This window comes from Prevotella aff. ruminicola Tc2-24 (assembly GCF_900110895.1).
In the GTDB taxonomy this organism is placed as follows: domain Bacteria; phylum Bacteroidota; class Bacteroidia; order Bacteroidales; family Bacteroidaceae; genus Prevotella.
In genome coordinates this window covers 165,097-188,132 of record NZ_FOIQ01000001.1, presented here as the reverse complement: position 1 = coordinate 188,132, position 23,036 = coordinate 165,097, and the positions used below count along the sequence as shown (strand labels likewise).

Annotated in this window: 23 protein-coding genes and 1 tRNA gene; 18 read left to right on the top strand and 6 right to left on the bottom strand. The window is 45.8% G+C overall.

Translation table 11 applies throughout. The annotated features are described in order from the left end of the window. Positions 1-67 precede the first annotated feature (67 nt). Together BMY63_RS00820 and nudC are read left to right on the top strand one after the other, a co-directional pair. Positions 68-1,828 carry a bifunctional metallophosphatase/5'-nucleotidase gene (locus BMY63_RS00820; RefSeq protein ID WP_091914910.1) on the top strand — a complete coding sequence of 587 codons (1,761 nt, stop codon included), beginning with the start codon at positions 68-70 and terminating at the stop codon, positions 1,826-1,828. A gap of 15 nt (positions 1,829-1,843) precedes the next feature. Further along, entirely contained in the window at positions 1,844-2,617 is a 774-nt protein-coding gene (gene nudC / locus BMY63_RS00815) for an NAD(+) diphosphatase (protein WP_091914117.1), read from the top strand. Between the two features lie 40 nt (positions 2,618-2,657). Here the strand turns inward: nudC and BMY63_RS00810 are convergent, their stop codons facing one another. Genes BMY63_RS00810 through rfbC form a run of 3 tightly spaced genes read right to left on the bottom strand, consistent with a single transcriptional unit; the run spans position 2,658 to position 5,329 of the window. Further along, positions 2,658-3,446 (bottom strand): DUF4738 domain-containing protein, encoded by a 789-nt coding sequence (locus tag BMY63_RS00810; RefSeq protein WP_091914115.1) that lies wholly within the window; start codon positions 3,444-3,446, stop codon positions 2,658-2,660. Then, positions 3,443-4,762, bottom strand: a complete 1,320-nt coding sequence (locus tag BMY63_RS00805; RefSeq protein WP_091914113.1) for a UDP-glucose dehydrogenase family protein — start codon at positions 4,760-4,762, stop codon at positions 3,443-3,445. The genes BMY63_RS00810 and BMY63_RS00805 overlap by 4 nt, the downstream gene beginning before the upstream one ends. An 18-nt stretch (positions 4,763-4,780) precedes the next feature. Then, on the bottom strand, positions 4,781-5,329 hold the full coding sequence (gene rfbC / locus BMY63_RS00800; RefSeq protein WP_091899288.1) for a dTDP-4-dehydrorhamnose 3,5-epimerase: 549 nt from the start codon (positions 5,327-5,329) through the stop codon (positions 4,781-4,783). Positions 5,330-5,432: 103 nt separating this feature from the next. Between rfbC and BMY63_RS00795 the strand changes: the two genes are divergently transcribed. The 13 genes from BMY63_RS00795 (at position 5,433) to BMY63_RS00735 (ending at position 17,163) form a co-directional block, all read left to right on the top strand. Next, positions 5,433-6,530 (top strand): HU domain-containing protein, encoded by a 1,098-nt coding sequence (locus BMY63_RS00795; RefSeq protein WP_442512583.1) that lies wholly within the window; start codon positions 5,433-5,435, stop codon positions 6,528-6,530. Then, on the top strand, positions 6,527-7,060 hold the full coding sequence (locus BMY63_RS00790) for an FHA domain-containing protein (protein WP_091899287.1): 534 nt from the start codon (positions 6,527-6,529) through the stop codon (positions 7,058-7,060). The genes BMY63_RS00795 and BMY63_RS00790 overlap by 4 nt, the downstream gene beginning before the upstream one ends. Before the next feature lie 117 nt (positions 7,061-7,177). Next, positions 7,178-8,041: a formyltetrahydrofolate deformylase gene (gene purU, locus BMY63_RS00785; protein ID WP_091899286.1), complete on the top strand. Its 864-nt coding sequence runs from the start codon at positions 7,178-7,180 to the stop codon at positions 8,039-8,041. Between the two features lie 12 nt (positions 8,042-8,053). Next, complete coding sequence (gene hisH, locus BMY63_RS00780; protein ID WP_091914111.1) at positions 8,054-8,710, top strand: imidazole glycerol phosphate synthase subunit HisH; 657 nt, start codon at positions 8,054-8,056, stop codon at positions 8,708-8,710. A 13-nt stretch (positions 8,711-8,723) separates the two neighbouring features. Continuing rightward, on the top strand, positions 8,724-9,467 hold the full coding sequence (hisA, locus tag BMY63_RS00775; RefSeq protein WP_091914109.1) for a 1-(5-phosphoribosyl)-5-[(5-phosphoribosylamino)methylideneamino]imidazole-4-carboxamide isomerase: 744 nt from the start codon (positions 8,724-8,726) through the stop codon (positions 9,465-9,467). Continuing rightward, on the top strand, positions 9,434-10,192 hold the full coding sequence (hisF, locus tag BMY63_RS00770; protein WP_091914107.1) for an imidazole glycerol phosphate synthase subunit HisF: 759 nt from the start codon (positions 9,434-9,436) through the stop codon (positions 10,190-10,192). Before hisA ends, hisF begins: the two co-directional genes overlap by 34 nt. Continuing rightward, on the top strand, positions 10,189-10,836 hold the full coding sequence (gene hisIE, locus BMY63_RS00765; RefSeq protein WP_091914105.1) for a bifunctional phosphoribosyl-AMP cyclohydrolase/phosphoribosyl-ATP diphosphatase HisIE: 648 nt from the start codon (positions 10,189-10,191) through the stop codon (positions 10,834-10,836). Before hisF ends, hisIE begins: the two co-directional genes overlap by 4 nt. Positions 10,837-10,877: 41 nt before the next feature. Further along, the gene (locus BMY63_RS00760; RefSeq protein ID WP_091914103.1) at positions 10,878-11,558 is read left to right on the top strand and encodes a cell division ATP-binding protein FtsE; all 681 of its coding nucleotides are present in this window, start codon (positions 10,878-10,880) and stop codon (positions 11,556-11,558) included. Positions 11,559-11,582: 24 nt separating this feature from the next. Continuing rightward, positions 11,583-12,902: an aspartate kinase gene (locus tag BMY63_RS00755; protein ID WP_091899280.1), complete on the top strand. Its 1,320-nt coding sequence runs from the start codon at positions 11,583-11,585 to the stop codon at positions 12,900-12,902. Positions 12,903-12,946: 44 nt separating this feature from the next. Continuing rightward, positions 12,947-14,107, top strand: a complete 1,161-nt coding sequence (gene lysA, locus BMY63_RS00750) for a diaminopimelate decarboxylase (protein WP_091914102.1) — start codon at positions 12,947-12,949, stop codon at positions 14,105-14,107. 24 nt (positions 14,108-14,131) lie between these two features. Next, a complete protein-coding gene (locus BMY63_RS00745; RefSeq protein WP_091914101.1) occupies positions 14,132-14,788 on the top strand; it encodes a glycosyltransferase family 2 protein in 657 nt (218 codons plus the stop codon). 27 nt (positions 14,789-14,815) lie between these two features. Next, positions 14,816-15,898: a glycosyltransferase gene (locus tag BMY63_RS00740; RefSeq protein WP_091914099.1), complete on the top strand. Its 1,083-nt coding sequence runs from the start codon at positions 14,816-14,818 to the stop codon at positions 15,896-15,898. Then, positions 15,895-17,163, top strand: coding sequence for a type IX secretion system plug protein (locus tag BMY63_RS00735; RefSeq protein ID WP_256218888.1), 1,269 nt, complete (start codon positions 15,895-15,897; stop codon positions 17,161-17,163). Before BMY63_RS00740 ends, BMY63_RS00735 begins: the two co-directional genes overlap by 4 nt. Here BMY63_RS00735 and BMY63_RS00730 read toward each other — a convergent pair. After that, on the bottom strand, positions 17,160-19,628 hold the full coding sequence (locus BMY63_RS00730; RefSeq protein WP_091914095.1) for a helix-turn-helix domain-containing protein: 2,469 nt from the start codon (positions 19,626-19,628) through the stop codon (positions 17,160-17,162). The genes BMY63_RS00735 and BMY63_RS00730 overlap by 4 nt on opposite strands. Positions 19,629-20,594: 966 nt before the next feature. Here BMY63_RS00730 and BMY63_RS00725 point away from each other — a divergent pair. From BMY63_RS00725 to BMY63_RS00715, 3 genes are read left to right on the top strand one after another with little or no spacing between them, the layout of a single operon-like run. Continuing rightward, the gene (locus BMY63_RS00725; RefSeq protein WP_091914093.1) at positions 20,595-20,795 is read left to right on the top strand and encodes a DUF4250 domain-containing protein; all 201 of its coding nucleotides are present in this window, start codon (positions 20,595-20,597) and stop codon (positions 20,793-20,795) included. Further along, positions 20,792-21,037 (top strand): hypothetical protein, encoded by a 246-nt coding sequence (locus tag BMY63_RS00720; protein ID WP_091914091.1) that lies wholly within the window; start codon positions 20,792-20,794, stop codon positions 21,035-21,037. Before BMY63_RS00725 ends, BMY63_RS00720 begins: the two co-directional genes overlap by 4 nt. A 10-nt stretch (positions 21,038-21,047) precedes the next feature. After that, the gene (locus BMY63_RS00715) at positions 21,048-21,308 is read left to right on the top strand and encodes a GlsB/YeaQ/YmgE family stress response membrane protein (RefSeq protein WP_091914089.1); all 261 of its coding nucleotides are present in this window, start codon (positions 21,048-21,050) and stop codon (positions 21,306-21,308) included. A gap of 304 nt (positions 21,309-21,612) precedes the next feature. Here BMY63_RS00715 and BMY63_RS00710 read toward each other — a convergent pair. Both BMY63_RS00710 and spt read right to left on the bottom strand, forming a co-directional pair. Further along, positions 21,613-21,685: transfer RNA gene (locus tag BMY63_RS00710), tRNA-Pro, on the bottom strand. 138 nt (positions 21,686-21,823) lie between these two features. Continuing rightward, positions 21,824-23,011, bottom strand: coding sequence for a serine palmitoyltransferase (gene spt, locus BMY63_RS00705; RefSeq protein ID WP_091899267.1), 1,188 nt, complete (start codon positions 23,009-23,011; stop codon positions 21,824-21,826). Positions 23,012-23,036 lie beyond the last annotated feature (25 nt).

Below are 23,036 nucleotides of genomic sequence, written 5' to 3'. Positions count from 1 at the left end.
CCTAAAAAGAATATTTTATTTGGCGATATCGGATTTCTTTCGTAATTTTGCAACTAAATTTATGAGTATGAAGAAAGTCTTATTGATAGCCGCCATGGTTGCATCCGTACTTCCCACCCTGGGACAAGCAACGAAGACCGTTCGTCTGAAAGTTGTTGAGACCAGTGATGTCCACGGTCATTTTTTCCCTTATGACTTCATGGAGAGAAAAGCACTTAAAGGGACTCTAGTACGGGTGAACACCTATGTAGAGAAACAGCGTAAGCAATACGGGAAAGACCACTTGTTACTGATTGATAACGGTGATATCCTCCAAGGACAGCCATGCGTCTATTGGTCGAACTACGTGATGCCGGAGAACGTGAACCTTGCCGCACGAGTCATCAACTACATGCAATATGATGCTGAGACCGTCGGCAACCATGACATTGAACCTGGTCACAAGGTCTACGACAAGTGGATTCGTGAGGTACGCTGTCCACTGTTGGGAGCGAACATCATCAAGACCGGCTCTGATAAGAGTGCTAATCCCAAAAACATCTATAATGGGCTACAGCCCTACTCCATTCATTACGTTGACGGTGTAAAGATTGCCGTCATCGGTATGCTGACACCGGCCATCCCGAACTGGTTGAATGAGAGCACATACAAAGGAATTGAATTCGAGGAGATGGTCTCTTGTGCCAAGAAATGGGTCAAATACCTGAAGTATGTTGAACGCCCAGACCTTATCTTCGGTCTTTTCCATTCTGGTAAGGATGGTGGCATCGTAACGCCAGACTATGAGGAGAATGCGACGGCTGCCGTTGCCCGTGAGGTCCCCGGCTTTGACATCATCTTCTTCGGGCACGACCATCAGGTACACAACGAGTGGATCACCAATAAAGAAGGCCAACAGGTTCTTATCATTGACCCCTCTTGTTGGGCACAGAATATTGCGGAAGCGGACATTGAACTAACATATGAGAAAGGCAGACTTGTCAAGAAGAACATTTCCGGGGAGATTGTCAGCGTCAGAGACGAGGAAGTAGATGAACAGATGGTTGACTATTTCCAGAAAGATATCGATGCCGTGAAGGATTACGTCAGTCAGAAAATCGGCTCATTTGAGACACCAGTCTATACGCGCGACTGTTACTTCGGCAACTCGGCCTTTACCGACCTGATTCATAACTTGCAGTTACAGATCACCAAGGCTGACATATCGTTCAATGCTCCACTCTCATTTGACACGACCATCAAGGCTGGTGAAGTTACCATGGCAGATATGTTTAAATTGTATCGTTTCGAGAATCTTCTTTTCGTGCTCAAGATGACGGGAGAAGAGATACGCAAACATCTGGAGTACAGCTATGACATGTGGACAAATACCATGAAGAGTCCTGATGATCATGCGCTCCGTCTCAACGATGCATCAAAGGACGATCAGCAGCGCACAGGGTTCCAGTACTACACCTTCAACTTCGATTCCGCCTGCGGAATCGACTATGAGGTTGATCTGACCAAACCCGACGGAGAGAAGGTTCGTATCCTTCGTATGTCGAACGGCGAGCCCTTTGACGAGAAGAAATGGTATCGCGTAGCCATGAACAGTTACCGTGCCAACGGCGGTGGAGAACTACTAACCCACGGAGCGGGTATTCCCAGAGACTCCATCGGGGCACGTGTTATCTATCATTCTGACCGTGACCAGCGCCATTATCTCACAGAGGAGATCAGACGGATGGGAAATGTCAATCCCAAACCAAACCACAACTGGAAATTCGTACCAGAGGAATGGGTGAAGCCCGCCTTAGAGCGTGACCGTATCATCCTTTTCGGAAAATAACAAATATCACCAACGATGGAGAAACTTTATTTCGTATTCTGTAAAGACGAACTCTTACTAAAGAAAACAGTAGACAATTCCTATACAATCCCTCGTGGCGAAGAACCACCAACGGATGTAAAGCCATGGACAAACACACTTAGCATCACTCCCATGAGTGACGGTACAGAGGTGATGACCTATCGTATCGAGGAACCTGTCACAGACAAGGAAGGCTACGAGATGTGCGGTCTTCGAAAGAGTTTCTATAAGCTCCCCAAAGAATTATACCTAAAGGCCGGAAAATGCCAGGAGCTGCTTTATTGGGATCAGAACACTAAATTCTGTGGCGTATGCGGGGCTCCGATGAAGATGGCCACGGATATCTCGAAGAAATGTACAGAATGCGGAAAAGAAGTGTGGCCGCAACTGGCCACTGCGGTTATCGTACTGATACATCGAGGCGATGAGGTCCTTCTCGTCAGAGCCAAGAACTTCAGAACAGACTTCTATGGTCTGGTAGCAGGCTTCGTGGAGACAGGTGAGACATTGGAAGAGGCTGTCGCCCGGGAAGCATTCGAGGAGACTGGCGTCACAATCTCTAATATCCGTTATTTTGCCTCGCAACCATGGCCATATCCCTGTGGACTCATGGTAGGCTTCAACGCTGACTATGTCGGTGGGGAGATTCACCTGCAAGAGAGTGAGATTGCCAAAGGAGGATGGTTCAGAAAAGACAACCTGCCCACGATTCCTGAAAAGCTATCTATAGCCCGTAGGCTTCTGGACGCCTGGATTGAAGGGAAATAAACAAAAAAATAAGAAAGGAGAGCCTGACCGCTCTCCTTTTTTAATATTCTACTGTGCGCATCGTCATCTGACCCATGTAATTGACAAGCGTCTCTATCATATAACAACTTGCCCCATCCGGAATACAGAGAGTGGCATAGAAATGAAGTCCTTTGGCATCTGCATGGCCATACTCCATCTTACCAAGTATCGCTTCCTTTAAGAAACTCGCCGGCACCATCTTGCTATACATCTGTTTACGGAAATCCTGTGAGAAGAGTTTCCTTGTACCCTGGAATACGCTGACATGCATGATGTTGTCATAATAGACGTTCTCCACCTCCATACCATCGTCGTTAAAGACATGTCTCGTCACCTTATATTTTGTCGGATTAACAGCAATATACCAGTGGTATCGTTCACCATTAAACACAACCACTGAGTCTGTCTTAACCTGATGCGTATAGATCATAGCTTCCGGAGTGTCGTGTACAAACTCAGAAACATCTGTCTGATTCTCACTCTTTCTGAGCTTCATCACGTCACCGTTCTGATTGACAAACCAGAACACGTTCGGGGTTTGTTTCACGATACCGTATTTCGTTCCGGATGCAAGTTCCAGCGAATCACCAACAATCCGGAAATAGGCCGGCATACTTGTCGAGTCTGCATAAAAGATCGTGTCACCTTTCACTCGAAAAGAAAGGTCCTCACTCTCCTCTTCGACCCAGATGCCCTGCAACAAGGCCTTCGCCTCCTGGTCTTCCGGAACAGAACCAGACTTTCCACCCTGACGACCACAAGCCGTCATAAAGGCTACCAATACTAATATGATAATCTGTCTGTTCATTTTCCAATACAATGGTACTCGAAACCATTCTCCTCAAGCTCTTCCGTGTCAAAGATGTTTCTACCATCGATGACAAGCGGGCGTCTCATCGCTTTCTTGATGACACCCCATCCCGGCAGGCGGAATTCCTTCCACTCTGTGAGCAACAATAAAGCATCAGCATCAAGGACGACATCATACATATCGGCGGAATATGTCACGACATCGCCAATACGACGCCTGCACTCATTCATGGCGATAGGATCATAGACGCGGACCTTACAACCTGCATCCAACAACTTTCCTATCATCACCAAGGCAGTTGACTCACGCATATCGTCGGTCTCTGGTTTGAACGAGAGTCCCCACATGGCTATGGTCTTACCTTTAAGGGCCTCCTCACTTCCGAAAGCCTTCACAAGCTTTTCATAAAGCACGCCCTTCTGCCGCTCATTGACACGTTCAACAGCCTTGAGAACTTCCATGGAATAGCCATTCTGATCGGCCGTCTTGATAAGTGCCTTCACATCTTTCGGGAAACAACTGCCACCATAGCCACAGCCTGCATACAGGAATTTCCGTCCAATACGAGTATCAGAGCCAATACCGGCACGTACCATATTCACATCCGCCCCCACCCGTTCGCAGAGATTCGCAATATCATTCATAAACGAGATACGTGTAGCCAACATAGAGTTCGCTGCATACTTGGTCATCTCGGCAGAAGGGATATCCATGAATATCACACGGAAATTGTTGATCAGGAACGGCTTATAGAGCTTTGAAAGCACTTTCTTGGCATGTTCACTCTCCACACCTACCACCACACGATCGGGCGACATGAAATCCTTGATGGCATTTCCCTCTTTTAAGAACTCTGGATTAGAAGCAACGTCAAACTCGATATTCATGCCACGTTTCTTCAACTCGTCCTCAATAGTCTGACGCACCTTCTTGGCTGTACCAACCGGCACCGTCGACTTAGTGACCACCACCACATATTTTTTCAGGTTCTCTCCTATAGTCTTGGCTACCTGTAACACATATTTCAAATCGGCACTTCCATCTTCGTCTGGAGGTGTACCAACAGCAGAGAAGACAATCTCCACGTCATCAAGCACAGACGCCAAGTCTGTCGTGAACTTCAGACGTCCTGCTACTACATTCTTCTTAACAAGTTCATCCAGTCCTGGTTCGTAGATAGGAATATCTCCGTTCTTCAGTCGCTCAATCTTCTGCTCGTCGACATCAACACAGGTAACATTCGCACCCGTATCCGCAAAACATGTTCCAGATACCAGTCCGACATAACCAGTCCCTACAATTGCTATATTCATCTTGTCAACAAATAGTTGTCAGTCAAACATTTCTGCATCTTTAAACGAGGGAAGCTTTAAATCCTTCTCACTCGTGATAACCTTCATCTGGGCAACGGGCCATTCTATGTTCAGATCCGTATCATCCCATCTGACTCCGGCCTCTGTCTGGGGAGAATAAGGAGCATCCACCTTATATACAAAGATGGCCTCATCACTTAAAACCAGGAAGCCATGCGCGAAGCCACGAGGTATAAACAGCTGACGTTTATTCTCTTCACTCAACTCAACCATGACATGGCGACCGAACGTAGGACTTGATCGTCGAAGATCTACCGCGACATCTATCACTTTACCTTTGACTACACGCACCAGTTTTGCCTGAGAAGTAGTCCCTTTCTGATAGTGAAGACCACGAAGAACACCGTATGATGATTTCGACTCATTCTCCTGTATAAAGTCTACCTTTCCTACATATTTATTGAACTCCTCCTGCTTCCATGCCTCCATAAAATAGCCGCGGCCATCCTTAATTACCATCGGCTCTATGATACAGACATCCTTAATCTCCGTATTAATGTATTTCATGAGTTCGTATTTTGCTGCAAAGATAATGGAAAAAAATTATTTTGCACACATTTTAAGTTTCTTTTATTTGTTTATATCACAAAAAACGCGTATCTTTGCACTCGTGATAGAGCTAGAAAGGCATATTGAAATACTTCTGCTGAATAACGACTGTGTCATCGTTCCCAACCTCGGAGGATTCATGACACATCATATTGATGCACGCTATGACGAAGGAGACTACACGTTTCTTCCGCCATTACGTACGCTTGGATTCAACCCACAGCTGAAGATCAACGATTCCCTATTGGCGCAGTCCTATGTTGAAGCATACGACATCAGCTATCCTGAAGCATTACAGCGCATTGAAGACGAGGTCAACGAATTAAGAATGCATCTTCAAAACGAGGGAACATACGAGCTGAATGATATTGGTACGCTCTCTCTCAATGAAGATGGGAAATACATGTTTACCCCTTGTGAGGCCGGCATTCTGACTCCGACCCTTTACGGCCTGGGAGCTTTTGAATTCCACAAAATAGGGGAAAGTACGCCAAATATTGTTCCGTCTCTTGAACAGCAGATCGGAAAAGATGAACCTGCGAGCCATGAAACGACAGCAAGAATCATTCCCGTTGACAGCCTACAAGAAACAGTGGCCGAGGAGGATGATAGCGAAGATGTGGTAAAGATCAAATTCTCATGGATACGCAATGCGGTGGCTATTGCCGCTGTTCTGATTGCCGTTTTTCTGGTTGCACTACCCACAGGCAAGACAGAGATGATGACGCGCACCATTAGCAATCTGAATAACAGTCTGCTTTTTGGCATGATGACAAAGGACACAAACACCAGTTCTATCGAAATCAAGAAGTCCGACATCATAAAGCCCACAACGAAAACGGGGACTTGTTCCAACAGCACTTCCATAAGACCTGACGCAAAGACAGAATGCGACAACAAAGAGGTCGTTAGTGAAAAGAAAACCGGTTATTGTATTGTATTGGCCAGCTGCGTTACACAGCAGAACGCTAAAATCTTTGTAGAAGAATTACAGAAAAAAGGCTATAACGATACAGAAGTATATACCCATCGCAATATAACTCGCGTTATTCTGGGGCATTACGACACACAAAACGAGGCTTATAATGCCCTAAAGAGAATCCACAAGAACGAAGAACTTGCGGAGGCTTGGGTATACAAATTCCAGGAGAGGCCATGAAACGAGTACGCTGTCCGAAATGTGACCATTACATTACTTTCGATGAGAGTAAGTATTCGAGTGGACAATCCTTGGTTTTCAAGTGTCCAGAATGCGGAAAGGAATTCGGCATTCGAATCGGCGTATCCAAGCTTCGTGACCGTCAAAAGGACGAACAGCCTGATGAGCAGGCCAACGAGGAAGGCTGCGGTTCTATTGTCATTATTGAGAATGTTTTCCATTTCAAACAAGTCATCCCACTCCACATGGGAAGCAATGTTATTGGAAGATATCAAAAGGGGAACCGTGCCAATGCCGTTTTCGAGACTGTAGACCCCAGCGTTGACCTCAACCACTGCACCATTACTGTCGGACGCAACAAAAAAGGGAAGCTAACATATACCCTACAAGACAACAACAGCAATACTGGTACCTTTGTCGATAATGTTGAACTTGCTCCGCGTGAGCGACGCGTCATCGAAGACGGATGCTTATTCACAATCGGCGCCACCAGCATCATTTTACGAGGCGCAGACAGCAAAGACGAATAAAAATACACTATTTCCGAAGAAATTAAACCTTTAGTTGCAATTTCTTCCATTTATGTCACGTTTTACCATTATTTTTCGTAACTTTGCGCCTTGATATTTCAATGAACAAAGATATAGATGGAAACGACTGCGATTTTGCTGCTTCATTGCCCTGACCAACAGGGTATCATCACTGAGGTGACCAAGTTTATTACAGACAACAAGGGTAATATCGTATACCTGGATCAGTATGTTGACAAGCAGGACGGCATGTTCTTCATGCGTATAGAATGGGAGCTGGAAGGCTTCATGATTCCACGTGACAAGATATATGATTATATCACCACGCTCTATGCGCAGCGCTACAAGATGAAGTTCAGTCTATATTACAGTGACAAACGGCCACGCATGGCCATCTTTGTCAGTAAAATGAGCCACTGTCTATACGATCTGCTGGCACGATGGAAAGCCGGAGAGTTTGCCTGTGATATTCCGTGCATCATATCAAATCATGAGGACCTGCGGTATGTGGCGGATCAGTTTGGTATTCCTTATTATGTCTGGAGCATCAAGAAAGACCATTCCAACAAAGCCGAAGTGGAAAAAGCAGAAATGGACCTCCTGAAGAAGGAAGACATCTCGTTTATTGTCCTGGCTCGTTATATGCAGATTATCTCGGATGATATGATTGCGGCATATCCACACCACATCATCAACATCCATCACTCGTTCCTACCCGCCTTCATCGGTGCAAAACCCTACCATCAGGCATGGGAACGTGGTGTAAAGATTATCGGAGCAACAAGCCACTACGTGACGGCTGAACTTGATGCCGGGCCCATCATCGAACAAGATGTGACACGCATCACACACAAAGATACCCCAGAAAGCCTTGTTCTGAAAGGTAAGGATCTGGAGAAGATCGTGTTGTCGCACGCTGTATCAAAACATATCCAACGTAAGATCCTCACTTATAAGAACAAAACCATTATCTTCAGTTGATCGTCCATAATCATGCAGGTAGCAATCGTAAAATATAATGCAGGAAACATCTATTCTGTGGTGAATGCTCTCCGCAGAATGGGTATCGAACCTGTACTCACTGACGACGCAGAAGCCCTCAAGAAAGCCGACCGGGTACTGTTCCCTGGACAAGGACACGCGGCAGAGGCAATGGAGTACTTGAGAGCAAGGCATCTTGACAAAGTCATCCGAGATCTTAAGCAACCTGTCTTTGGCATCTGCGTTGGACAACAGTTGCTTTGCAAGCACTCGGAAGAAGGAGACGTAGACTGTATCGGAATCTTTGATGCTGAGGTCAAGCGATTCAAGCCTCAGAAACATGAAGAAAAAGTTCCTTGTATGGGTTGGAACTGTCTGAGTCTTCCTCAAGCCTTTCAAGAGAAAAACGATGTGGATCCGCTATATAAAGGCATACTTTCACCTGTCTCGTTTAAGGAACACGAGAACGCCCCGTATGTCTATTTCGTTCACAGCTATTATGTACCGTTGTGTCATGAAACCATTGCGGTAGCAGACTACATCCAACCCTATAGTGCTTCCATGCACAAGGACAATTTCTACACCTGCCAATTCCATCCCGAGAAAAGTGGTGTTGTGGGTGAACGGATACTGAGGAATTTCCTCGAGATAAATGATGAACGTAAATAGTCTTTTTAGAAGAATGAACGCGATAGAACTGATACCCGCCATAGATATCATCAACGGACAATGCGTCCGACTGACGAAAGGCGACTACGATCAAAAGACCATCTATCACAACTCTCCTGCTGAGGTTGCCAAAGAATTTGAGGGTCTGGGATTCAAGCGCCTGCATGTGGTCGACCTTGATGGAGCCAAATCGAAGCATGTCGTTAACGATGGGGTACTGAAAGCCATCACGACAGAGACTCAGATGACCGTAGATTTTGGAGGAGGTATTAAAACCGATGAGGATATCCAGAAAGCGTTCGCATCGGGCGCTTCAATGGTGACCATCGGCTCCATCGCCGTCACTCAGCCAGATCTGTTCATGGGTTGGTTGGAGAGATACGGATCAGAACATATCATACTGGGAGCTGATGTACGCCATGGTAAGGTAAGCATTAACGGTTGGAAAGAGGATTCTGACGAGGATCTACTTCCCTTCCTCCAGAAATATGTTGATGCAGGTATACGAAACGTATTGTGTACGGAGATTTCCAAAGACGGAACGTTGACCGGACCAGCAATCGACCTGTATAAGCAAGTCATGGACGCATACCCACAACTACATCTGATAGCTAGTGGCGGTGTTTCTTCTATCAATGACATCAAAGCCCTCCATGCGGCCGGCATCCCTGCCGTCGTCTTTGGAAAGGCCATTTATGAAGGTAAGATAAATCTCAGGGAACTATGGGACTGGCAAAACGAATCATACCCTGTTTAGACGTAAAGGACGGAGAGACTGTCAAAGGCACGAACTTCGTGAACCTGCGCTCAGCTGGTGATCCTGTTGAGCTCGGGAAGGCCTATAGTGAGCAAGGAGCCGACGAACTGGTCTTCCTTGACATTACGGCCTCTTTCGAGGGACGCAAGACCTTTACAGAGATGGTGACTCGTGTAGCACAGGAGATAAATATTCCTTTCACTGTCGGCGGAGGCATTAATGAATTGGAAGATGTCGAGCGGCTGCTATATGCCGGTGCTGATAAAGTAAGCGTCAACAGCGCAGCTATCCGTCAACCACAACTCATTGACAAGATAACCAACCGATTCGGGTCACAAGTCTGCGTCTGCGCTATTGACGCAAGATACGACGAAGACGGTTGGCATTGCTACCTTAAAGGGGGGCGTGAACGTACAGAACGAGGTCTCTTTGAATGGGCACATGAGGTCCAGGAGCGCGGCGCAGGAGAGATTCTCTTTACAAGTATGGATCATGATGGTGTCAAGGCCGGTTATGCCAATCAGGCACTCCGGGAGTTGGCCGACAACCTCTCTATTCCCATCATTGCCAGTGGTGGTGCCGGAAAGAAAGAACATTTCCGTGAAACATTCATTGAGGGGCATTCCGATGCTGCTCTTGCTGCTAGTGTCTTCCATTTCGGGGAAATCCCCATCCCAGAACTTAAATTATATCTAAGAAACGAAGGAATAAACGTACGTATATGATAATAGATTTTGAAAAAAGCGGTGGACTGGTCCCCGCCATCATACAAGATGCCGTCACCAAGAATGTGCTGATGCTTGGTTACATGAACCAAGAGGCCTATGAGAAGACGATGGCCACAAAGAAAGTGACGTTCTGGAGCCGTTCACGTAACTGTCTGTGGACAAAAGGTGAAACCAGCGGCAACTTTCTGAACCTCGTGAGCGTAAATGTAGACTGTGACAACGATACCCTCCTTGTAAAAGTGATTCCGGATGGGCCGACCTGTCATACAGGTACAGATACCTGCTGGGGGGAGGAGAATACCAGTAATCCCCTACTCTTCCTTACGGAGCTACAGGATTTCATCAACCGTCGCCACGAAGAAATGCCAGAAGGCAGTTACACGACCAAGCTCTTTAAAGATGGCATCAAACGTATATCACAGAAGGTCGGTGAAGAAGCGCTGGAAGCAGTCATCGAAGCCTGCACAGGCACAAATGAGCAGTTGAGCTATGAGGTGTCAGACATGCTCTATCACCTGATTGTACTCCTGACCAGTAAAGGCATGCGCATCGAGGATATCGCGGCAGAACTCCAGAAGCGCCATGATCCTAACTGGGATAAGAAACGTCGTGAGGCTAAGGCCCAAGGAACGATGAAATAAAGACCGTAAACCGGATTGTGTAATGTGAATGCAAGACAGATATGCTGATCAGTTATAAGAACGTAAATATCTACCAGCACCAGGGCGTCCAAGTGCTGAGCAACGTGAACCTACAGGTAGACAACGGTGAGTTTGTCTACATCATTGGACGTGTAGGGTCAGGTAAAAGCACATTACTTAATACGTTGTACTGCGAACTTGACATTGACGAAGCAGAAGAAGCAACAGTGCTTGACTATGACCTAAAGACGATTCGCCGTAAGGAGATACCTGCACTGCGCAAAGATCTCGGTATCGTTTTTCAGGACTTTCAGCTATTAAGTGACCGTACGATATATAAGAACCTCCATTTCGTACTAAAAGCTACGGGATGGAAAGACAAAGAAGAGATTGACCAGCGTATTCATGAGGTGTTGACAGAGATAGGGCTTTCAGATAAACATGATAAGATGCCCAATGAATTATCCGGCGGAGAACAACAACGCATTGCCATTGCCCGTGCTATTCTCAATCGTCCAAAACTCATTATCGCTGATGAGCCAACCGGGAATCTGGACAAAGACACTGCAGATGACATCATGCAGTTACTCTATAACATCTCAAAAAGTGGCACTGCTGTTGTCATGTCAACACATAATATCTCACTCTTGAGCAAATACCCTGGAAAAGCTTTCCAGTGCCAGGATGGCAGAATGGAACAGGTGACCATAAGAAAGGCGTAGAATTCAATTAAAAAATCAAAGCATATGAAAGTGATGAAATTCGGCGGAACATCCGTCGGCACCCCACAAAGGATGAAAGAAGTGACCGAACTGGTCACAAAGTCTGGCGACCCCGTTTTCGTGGTACTCTCCGCCATGTCGGGCACCACTAACTCTCTCGTTGAGATCTCCGACTATCTTTACAAAAAGAATCCTGATGGAGCCAATGAGGTTATCAACCGTCTTGAGCAGAAATATGCCAAGCATGTAGACGAACTCTACAGCAAAGAAGAAACAAAGACCGTGACACGCGAGTTCCTACGTGGTGAGTTCGACTATCTTCGTTCGTTCACGAAAGAGCTCTTCACCAGCTTCGAGGAGAAAAGCATCATTGCACAGGGTGAGATGATGTCGACAAACATGGTCGTGAACTACATGAAAGAGCAAGGAATCAATGCCGTACTGCTTAATGCTCTTGATTTTATGCGTACAGACAAGAATTCCGAGCCAGATCCTGTTTATATCAAAGAGAAGCTCAATGCCATTCTTGAAGAGAACGACGGTGCACAAGTATACCTGACACAAGGCTTCATTTGTCGTAATGCATATGGAGAGGTTGACAACCTGCAGCGTGGAGGTAGCGATTACACGGCATCACTTATCGGTGCAGCCATTAATGCCGAAGAGATCCAGATATGGACTGATATTGACGGTATGCATAATAATGATCCACGTGTGGTTGACAAAACCGAGCCTGTTCATCAGCTTCATTTTGAAGAGGCTGCTGAGTTGGCTTACTTCGGCGCAAAGATCCTTCACCCCACCTGTGTTCAACCAGCCAAATATGCAGGTATTCCCGTACGTCTGCTTAACACCATGGATCCAGATGCAGAAGGAACGACCATCAGTAACGCTACAGAATACGGAAAGATCAAGGCTGTTGCCGCCAAGGACAACATCACAGCGATAAAAATCAAGTCGTCGCGTATGTTGCTTGCCACTGGCTTCCTTCGTAAGGTCTTTGAGATTTTCGAGAGCTACCAAACCCCTATTGACATGGTTTGTACATCTGAGGTCGGTGTATCCATGAGCATAGACAACTCAGCCCATCTGGGAGAGATTGTTGACGAACTGAAGAAATACGGAACAGTGACCGTAGACACCAATATGTGCATCATCTGTGTCGTAGGAGATCTCGATTGGTCAAACATCGGCTTCGAGGCATTAGCTCTTGATGCGATGAAAGACGTCCCCGTCCGTATGGTCAGCTATGGAGGATCTAATTACAACATCTCATTCCTGATCCGCGAAGAAGATAAGAAACGTGCTTTGCAGAACTTAAGCGACACGATTTTCAACAAATAACATTCCACACAACCAAACACAAAACGAACAGAGAGGAAAAGAATATGGCAAAAGGTATATTTCCCGTAGAAAAAATGCAGTCGGTCGAGACGCCTTTCTACTATTACGACACGGAAGTGTTGCGTCAGACATTGCGCGCCATTAACGAGGAAGCCAACAAACATAAGGGATTCGTTGTACACTACGCTATAAAGGCAAACGCGAACCCTAAGATTCTCCGCTTCATCCGTGAAGCCGGACTGGGAGCAGATTGCGTCAGTGGCGGTGAGATCGTTGCCTCTATCAAATCCGGATTTCCCAGTAACAAGATTGTTTTTGCCGGTGTAGGTAAGAGCGACTGGGAGATAAACATAGGTCTCGACAATGATATCTTCTGCTTTAATGTAGAGAGTATTCCGGAGTTGGAAGTCATCAACTCGTTAGCTGCCGCAAAAGGAAAGATCGCGCCCGTAGCCTTCAGACTCAATCCGAATGTTGGAGCACACACCCATGCGAACATCACGACAGGTCTGGCAGAGAACAAGTTCGGTATTGCCATGCGAGACATGGAAACGGTAATCGCAGAAGCCGAGAAACTGAGTAATGTCAAGTTCGTCGGCCTACACTTCCATATTGGATCACAGATTCTGGACATGGGTGATTTCGAGGCCCTCTGCAACCGTATAAATGAGTTACAGGACCAATTGGAAAACCACCACATTCATGTTGAGCATATCAATGTCGGAGGAGGGCTTGGTGTCGACTACGCACACCCGAACCGTGTTCCCATTCCCGACTTCAAGGCATATTTCGATACATATGCCAAGAAACTGAAACTCCGTTCGTGGCAAACACTACACTTTGAATTGGGGCGTGCCGTGGTTGCACAATGTGGCTCACTTATCACGCGCACCTTATATATTAAGGAAGGCGCCACCAAGAAGTTTGCGATCGTCGATGCCGGTTTCACAGACCTCATCCGTCCTGCGCTATATCAGGCATATCACAAAATAGAGAATATAACCAGTAATGAGCCCATGAGCAGCTATGACGTTGTTGGCCCCATCTGTGAGTCAACCGACGTTTTTGCCAAACAAATAGACTTAAACCAGACAAAACGTGGAGATCTGTTGGCAATTCGCTCTGCTGGAGCATATGGAGAAATCATGGCATCACAGTACAATTGTCGTAGACTACCTATAGGATACACTAGTGACGAGTTGTAAGAACAAGATAATAATACAGACAAAATGAGTCGTTGTTTCTCCATTATAATGACTGTCTATGACCAGGCTTATGAACTGGAAGAGAACCTGCCTGCCTTTCTCACGCAGGTCTACGAGCCAGGATATGAAGTGATCGTTGTCGACGAGTCGTCGACCGACAATACCGAGGATGTATTGAAGCTCGCGAAGAACAACTATCCACAGCTCTACACCACCTTCCTTCCACGTCCTAACAGGCTCGTGTCTCGCCCGAAGCTGTCCTTTACTATTGGCGTAAAAGCCGCTAAGAACGAATGGATTATCATTGCCGACATCAAGAAGAAGCCAGCGGCACCTGACGTGCTTCAGGCCATCGAGAACTCGATGAGCGACAATGCCGTACTATATCTCGGCTACCTTACAGGCAAAGGATTGCGGCTACAACCATTTGATGATGTAACAGAAGTTCATCGACAGATTGTCAAAGCGGAGCGTAAGAAGAGTAACGGTCACCAGGGGAAGCGTATGAGATATATACGGGGCAAATACGACTTTATCATTGTGCACAAGGACTACGCGCATGATCTTCTGAAATTTTTTGAAGAAAGACCTAGTCGTCTTCAACTCTTAGGACTACGCTTAGGTATTCTGTGGCAGAACCTCTGCAAGCGATCCTCGACAACCCTTCTCACAATAGAGTGAATATTATCAAGGGAGGAAGGATAGAACATGAAAATCCTGCACGTCTATCAAAAAAACGAAGAACTCATTCAGCGGCATGTTACTATGCTGACAGACGGCATGCAGCAGAATGTGGACGTACGAGTTGCAGACAATTTTCCAACCTTCCGGCAGATGCTTCATGAGATACATCCCGACATCGTACATGTTCATGGTTGTTGGCAAGGATTCTTGTTACGCGCAGCAAATCGTGCATACCGTTCCGGGGCCCGTATCGTCATAACACTCCACGGCCAACTGGAATCCTGGAATGTCAGTCAGCAGAAGCTGCAGGATAAAATGGGAAGGGCTCTTTTCGAACAGAGAAAAACAATTGAACGAGCCTATGCCGTTATCTGTTTAGGGAAGCTTGAACACTCCTACTTTGAGAAACTGGAGTGGAATCACCGCATTGAAGATATCCGTAATGCTGTTATCACAAATTCCATCACCCCTGCGGAAATGTGTGCAAAGACTTATGCTGTCTATCAGAAGGTCATCGACTCCAACACGTTGGAACAGATGGATGACATGAGTATCAAGGCATTGCATACCATTATCAAAACGGGCATTATGGGTGATCGTCGATGGTACAGTAAAAACGATACCATCATTCATCCAGAGAGTATAGACTGGCGTCGTCTGCTTATCTATGCTGAGCATGAGAATATCCGCAACTACGTCGACTATGGCATAAGTATTCTCGGTCTTTCGATACCCATTATTGACACTACGAACATCTGCGCCTACTTTCCTGAAGGCTACACACGCCCACAAAGCATAAAACAGATCATCGGTGACTATCAAGGTGACGAAAATGATTATTTGATACGAATGATCAGACAGATAGAAAGGAAGCCACAACTTCTCCACCTGATTGAGATAACCCGTGAATTATATCGCGATACCATCAACGATGACCGACTCGTCCAAGCCCTCGAGGAAAAAGACTTAAAAGAAGCCACAGGTAGTCTGATGCAGATATTAAGTGAACAGACAGGCCTTGACGAGGGCTATATGCCACTTCCTCCAGTGAATAACCGGAAGACCAGACAAATCCGTCAACTAATAGCCTATCATCTGAAAATATGAAGAGTACTATATTGAACAGACTTTGGGTTAAGATCAATACTCGGATGATGTCCGTGGTATTCTTGTTACTTCCATTCCTTGCAATGGCAGAGAACAGGATTTATGTTCCACAAGTTAAATCCCTGCAAGCAGTAGTCAATCAGGATTGGCTTTCGCCTGCCGTCATGCGGCTTCACAGCGATGACCAATTACATGTAAGTTTTGACGAGTTGTCGCACGATCACCACCGGTATCTCTATCGTATTGAACGATGTGAAGCCGACTGGTCGGCAGCAGAAGAGGTGTTTGAGAGCGACTGGCTCGAGGGATTTAACGACAATATCGTTGAAGACTATCAACACTCTATCAACACCGTTGTTCCCTATACCCATTATAGCATCATCTTCCCCAACGAGAGATGTCAGTTAAAGATGAGCGGCAACTATCGTATACATGTCTATGAAGAAGATGAAGAGGAGGACATCCTGACTGTTGAGTTTATGGTAACCGAACAATCGATGTCTCTCTCCCTTCATGCCACAACCAACACGGACATCGATGTCAATCAAACCCATCAACAATTGACTATGGGATTGAGATTTTGTGATTTAGTGGTGTCGAATCCCGAGGAACAACTGCAGATGGTCATCACACAAAACGGACAGAGATTCAATAAACGTCAGAATATAAGACCAACATCAGTCAATCATCATGGACTAGAATGGCAGCATTGCAGGGATCTTATTTTCGATGCCGGCAATGAGTACCGCAAATATGAGATCCTAGACACCAGTCACCCGACCATGGGCATCGAGCACATCACGTGGGACGGGACGCACTATCAGGCATTCCCATTCATAGATGAACCCAGGCCATATTACATCTACGACCAAGATGCGGACGGTGCTTTCTATATCCGTAACAGCGACAACAGGGAGAATGACATCACAAGTGACTATGTATGGGTTAACTATCGCCTGAAAAGCAACCTACCGTCAAAAGACGGTTGTATTATCATTGATGGACATTGGACAACAGAGGATCCGGAGACATACATCATGGACTATGACGAGAGTAGTGACACATACACCGCGCAAATCATGCAGAAACAGGGATACTATTCCTATCATTATCTCTGGATGACAAATAACGGCGATACGCAACTCCTTCCTTCAGAAGGCAGTTTCTACCAAACAGAGAACCGCTACTGTGCTTATATATACTATAAGGGGACAGGAGAGCGCACGTGGCGGTTGGTTGCCTACAGACAACTTATTTCAGACTAACCTATACCTTTCTTATGACGGAACTGGTCTGGTGTCTGTTTCATATGATGGAAGAAAGTAGCTATAAAAAAGTTGACAGAAACGAATCCGCACTCCTCTGAGATATCCGGAATATCCTTACCAGTTGTCTCCAACATCTCTATGGCACGCTGTAGCATCACCTGGACAGCCAGTCCTCTGGGACTCTTATAGATATTTGCAGTGATCAGCTGATAAAACTCCTGCACATCCATCCCTGCTGCGTTACTCAGATCGCGCATCGAGATCTGCGAGCCTTCTTTTGACAGAATCTGTGGCATGATCTTTATCATGGTTTCATTAAACTCTGGCGAGAGTTCATTCTGAGGATTAGTACCATAGCCATACACCTCTTCAGGTGTCGGTTCCAACAACTCACTTCCACGATTACAACACCTCTCGGCAAAGATCCTGATTCGATTGATAATGCCCTGCTCTTCACTATTACGCATCACTCTCATGTTAGCGTTCCTTAGATAGCAGTAGGCATTAATGCCCAACAAGACAAGCAGTAACGAACCCAACAAGACGAACATCCCCGTCGTCCGCCACCATGGCTGGTGGATCCTGACAATCCATTCATCCGGTTTAGTATCCCATTGGTTTGGGAGCATTGAAGCTTGAATTTCAACCACATAGAGTCCCGGGCGGAGTGATTCCAGTAACAGACGCAGTCTACCATTCTTATCTACCTTTCCTTCTGAATCGTAACTGGTGTAGATATGCCATCTGTCATCCAGGCCCTTCACCCTAACCCGATAGTAGGTATGCTGAGGACGGAAATAGTTGAGTGCCGAATAAATTAGCATCAAAGAATTCTGATTGTAGTTAAGATCGATCTCCGATGTACGACTAAGAGCCTTTTCAAGGATAATCTTTCCGTCATGTTCCATCCCAGTCTCAACATTATTACCATTCACAAGCAGTTGGATCAACTTGGGATAGATCTCATACGCGTACTTGCCCTTAAGCGTTTCCATCGACTGAGGATTAAAGACCATCATATGATCAAGCGACTGCATCACGATACGTCCATCAGGCAGGCAGGCAGCCCCCCCGTTAACAAACGCCTCATTCGGCACACAGTCATGCTCATTATAACTGCAGACATAGTCTATCTCACGATCTTTTATAAACACACAGGAGACGCCATATGTAGTACTGACCCATATCCGTTTCTCATGATCCTCCACAATGGCATGAATCACATTATTGAGGAGACCATCATTTTTTGTGATAATCTGCGGCAGATGGTCGGACGTATGACGATAGAGATGCAAGCCCTGGGATGTACCAACCCACGTCCATCCTCGAGAGTCACGATAGGTGCAATTGACAGTCCGTCCTCGAAAGGTCGTAGAAGATTTGGAATACTGTGACATATACCCATAGTATACCATAGCCTGCTTATCATTCCAGTCATAGATGGTAAACGGAGGGTCGAATGGACGAGAATAAAGCAAACCCCGTTTTTCCGTTCCTACCCATAACCCGCCTTGTTTGTCGAAAGCCAGCACATTGATGTCTGTGTTAAGCAACTGTCCATTCTGAAGTAGCAGGTTTTCAACATGGTTGAGATGGCCGTTACTAGCATCATATACCCAATAGCCATACTCTGATGACAGATAGAAGAGAGAGTCTTTCTTCGCCATATTATTCAAGTGATAAGGCGTCTTGAAAATCGTTCTCCATTCTCTTTTGGCAACATCAAAACGCTGGAATATGGCTTGTTTCTTACCATTTCGTATCTGATAGAACAGATTGTGGTCTTTGAGTAATACCGAAGACGATTCATAAGTCTCCTTCTCTGTATTGTTATAGGCGGCACTTAACAAAATTCTCTTTCCTGTTGCCAGATCCACCATATCCATCTGCCCATCCTCGTAGAACAGCAGAAGATATTTATCCTGGCTGGTCTCAACATCCTGCAGGTTATGTCCCTTTCGTAATGGATATAACCGCTTAGATTCAACACTATAGAGTCCGTCTGCGACAGACAACCACACGATACCATCTGCATCGACAAACATGTCTCTCACCTGCTTGTCCATACCAAATTTAGCAAACTCTTCTTTGATAGAAACTGCAAACTTCTCGGTTTGCAGATCCACGCAAGTCACATTATGCGTGTTTTTCAACCACATGTGATGATATCGGTCAAAATATAAATGGTAGTTCCCTGCATAATCTACCAATGGATAAAGGTTCTCTTCTGTTGGATCTATATAGGAAAATTTTTGACCATCAAAGAAATTAATCTGTCCCATCGTTGTGATCACCATACGTCCCTCTTTTGTACAATATATGGTCTGGGCACTGTTATCTGCTAAACCGTCAGAGGCATTATATTTCTCAAAACGACGATCTGAAGTCTCCGCCATCACAAAAGCAGACATAAACGCCAATAGGCTTAGTGTCAATAATCTGGTTATAGATAGCACTTTCATATCATTAGGTTATTAGATGTTTCTGCAAAGATAGGCAGAAAAACGATTAGTTCCAAATATTTCTTGGAAAATATCTGATGATGACTCATAAAAACGGTTCATGAGCCCGTCAAAGGGAGCCAGTACAGCCAATTCTCTTCCCAGACTGACAGATTAGCCGAGGCCCCCTTATACTTAAGCCCCCTAATGGGGGCCAGTATAAAGGGGGACACCTCAAGCTTGTTCTGTCAGGCCGCCGTCGCCAACGGTTATCTCACCAACCAAATGTCTCTGTAAGAACCCTGTCCCTTCTATACCCCTTTGACAGGCTCAGGGACCGCAGAAAGTAAGGGGTCACGGTTGCTGAGCAACCCTCTTGCGGTCCCTGAGCCTGTCGAAGGGTAAACCGCAGGGAATACCGCAGGGCCACTACCTTGCTTCGACAAGCCCTTCGACAGGCTCAGGGACCGCTCAGCAACCGTGACCCTTCTGCGACCAAGTAAGGAAAAGTAAGTCCTTCTGCGTCCTACTACGCCCTACTACGGAAAAACACTCTTTGAAATGTTGTACCTTTGCAAACGATAATGCCAGCGGGCCGAGCACCCCCCAAGTAAGGGTGAAAGAGATAATCCCTTTCGGTGAAAGAGACGTCATCTACGACTCATGGAGATAATCCCTATAGGGGTATAGACCCTATCTCCATGACCCATAGAGCCTATCCGGATAGCTCATAGAAGGCATCTCCTTAAGCCAAAGATCCCCCCTCGGCACCAACGGCCTATGTTTAACTAAATCACTTACACAAATGGCACAAAAGTTGATCAAGACGCAGAACAAGAACCCCGAGTCGGCCGCGATAATGACCATTGCTGATGGTATACTTTTACGTTATCCTCTACAATCATAAACTATCCTAAATGTCGATGCAAAGATGGCGAAAATACTCCGATAATTTGTACCTTTGCCACATTGTTTAAGATAAAAAGTATGGATTATCTACCCAAAGACCCTGCCATTCTAGTTTCGAGCGTCAACATGCTCTTAAGAGACGAGGAGTTTGACACGCTGGAATCGCTATGCTTCGCCTTCAGCAGAACCCCCAAGGATATAAAGGATTATCTCATGAAGTACGGTTTCGTATGGAGTGAGCGGCAGAAACAGTTCAGACCCATCGGCTACGACCAATGATTACGAAAGACAGCGTAGAGACCGCATATAGCTTTCTACATCAGAAACGAAATGTCTATATCCATTCTACCCTCGATTGGCAGATGGATGACATAGAACTGGCCATTGGCAGCTACGTGGATGACATGAGCCAGGAACTTTATGAGGTCATATCCGACGGTAGGGTCGATTTCCTGAGAGACCACAAGCGGTTTAGAGAGGACATGACTCAGGCGGTTGACAAATTAGAAGAAATGCTATAAAGAAAAAGGTATGTTAGAACATCTTGTTGAATTCACGGCTTGGCCGATACTGACAGGCATCCTCATTGGATATGTTGCCAATCGCATCATGAGTGGCAAAGGTAAAGGATGCTGCTTGAACCTTATCATTGGCATCGTTGGTAGCTATGCCGGTACTTTCATCAGCCACTTGCTGAATATAGAACTGCTTGGCAAAGGCTATCTCACCAACTTTGTCTTCTGCGTTGTTGGTGCAGTAACAATATTGTGGCTCTGGAAAAAACTGTTTTGATTGAGTATGAACAGCAAGATGAAACAGTAGTTTTACATATATGACAATAGAAGAGTATTTGAATAAGCCATATTGGGTGATTGACATACTGCCCAAGCAAGTGCCCGCCGATGGCAAAGGACAGTACTTCAGGATAGAGATATGGCAACCCAATAACATATAAGTAATAGCATCCTCAATATGGCAGTGATGGCCGTTGTGGCCTCGCTCTTCTATATCTTCGGCATCGAAGGACCCAAGCATCTGGAAGAACAACAATAAAAAAACCGCTGACTCGTGATGAATCAGCGGCTTTTTAAGAAAGTCGAGGTGACAGGACTCGAACCTGCGACAGCCTGGTCCCAAACCAGGAACGCTACCAACTGCGCTACACCTCGCTGTTTTGCGGCTGCAAAGGTACTAAATAAAAATGAAATAACGAAAGAATGAGAGAATGAAATGACAAACCTTGTCGTTTTTTAACGTTTCAGAGTTCATCCATCATCTTTTCATTCTCTCATTCGCACTTTCTATTATTATTTTATGATACCCTGCTCCTGGAAGATCTTCTTCAAGGCAACTACCGAACGGTCCACTTGTTCCTCGGTATGAGTAGCCATCAATGCATAACGCACCAGTGTATCTTGCGGAGCACATGCCGGTGGGATAACGGGGTTGATGAACACGCCTGCCTTGAAGGCGAGTGCAGTCACCAAGAATGTTTTCTCCACGTCACGCACATAAAGTGGGATAATCGGACTCTCTGTATCGCCAATCTCAAAACCTTCCTCACGGAAACGTTTTAAAGCATAATTAGTCACTTTCCAGAGCTTTTCAATACGCTCGGGTTCCTGCTGGATGATGTGCAGAGCCTCCATCGCTGCTGCCGTTGCCGCAGGGGTGTTGGAAGCAGAGAAGATATACGTACGACATGTATGACGCAGGAAATTGATGGTATCCCAGTCTGATGCAATAAATCCGCCAATACTAGCAAGCGACTTCGAGAAGGTACCCATAATCAGATCCACCTCATCGGTGAGACCAAAATGATCACACACACCACGTCCCTGACGACCAAAGACGCCAAGACCATGAGCCTCATCCACCATAATCGAGCAGTTATATTTATGCTTTAACGCAACAATCTCTGGCAATTTGGCAAGGTCGCCCTCCATAGAGAACACACCATCAACGACAATCAGTTTGATAGCATCATAAGGCAGTTTCTGAAGCACACGCTCCAGATCGTCCATGTCGTTATGCTTGTAATGTAACTGCTTGGCAAAAGAAAGACGTCGACCATCAACGATACTGGCATGGTCACGATCATCACAGATGATATAATCATCCTTTCCAACGACCATAGCAAGTACACCTTGATTCACAGAGAAACCTGTTGAAAAGCACAAACAGTCATCTTTTCCTATAAACTCGGAGATCTCCTTTTCAAGTTGTACATGAAGATCAAGTGTACCATTGAGAAAACGACTTCCTGCGCAGCCTGAACCATACTTGTCAAGCGCAGCCTTTGCGGCATCGATAATGCGCTGATCACCTGTCAGACCTGTATAAGCATTTGAACCGAACATCAGAACCTTATGTCCACCCATCTCAACTTCCGTTCCTTGCTTTCCTTCTATAGCACGGAAATAAGGATAAACGTCAGCCTCCATGAACTTCTGCGGCTCACGATAATTCTTGTATTTTTCCTGTAACTGTCCCATTCTGGTATAGGTAAGTTCTATTAAT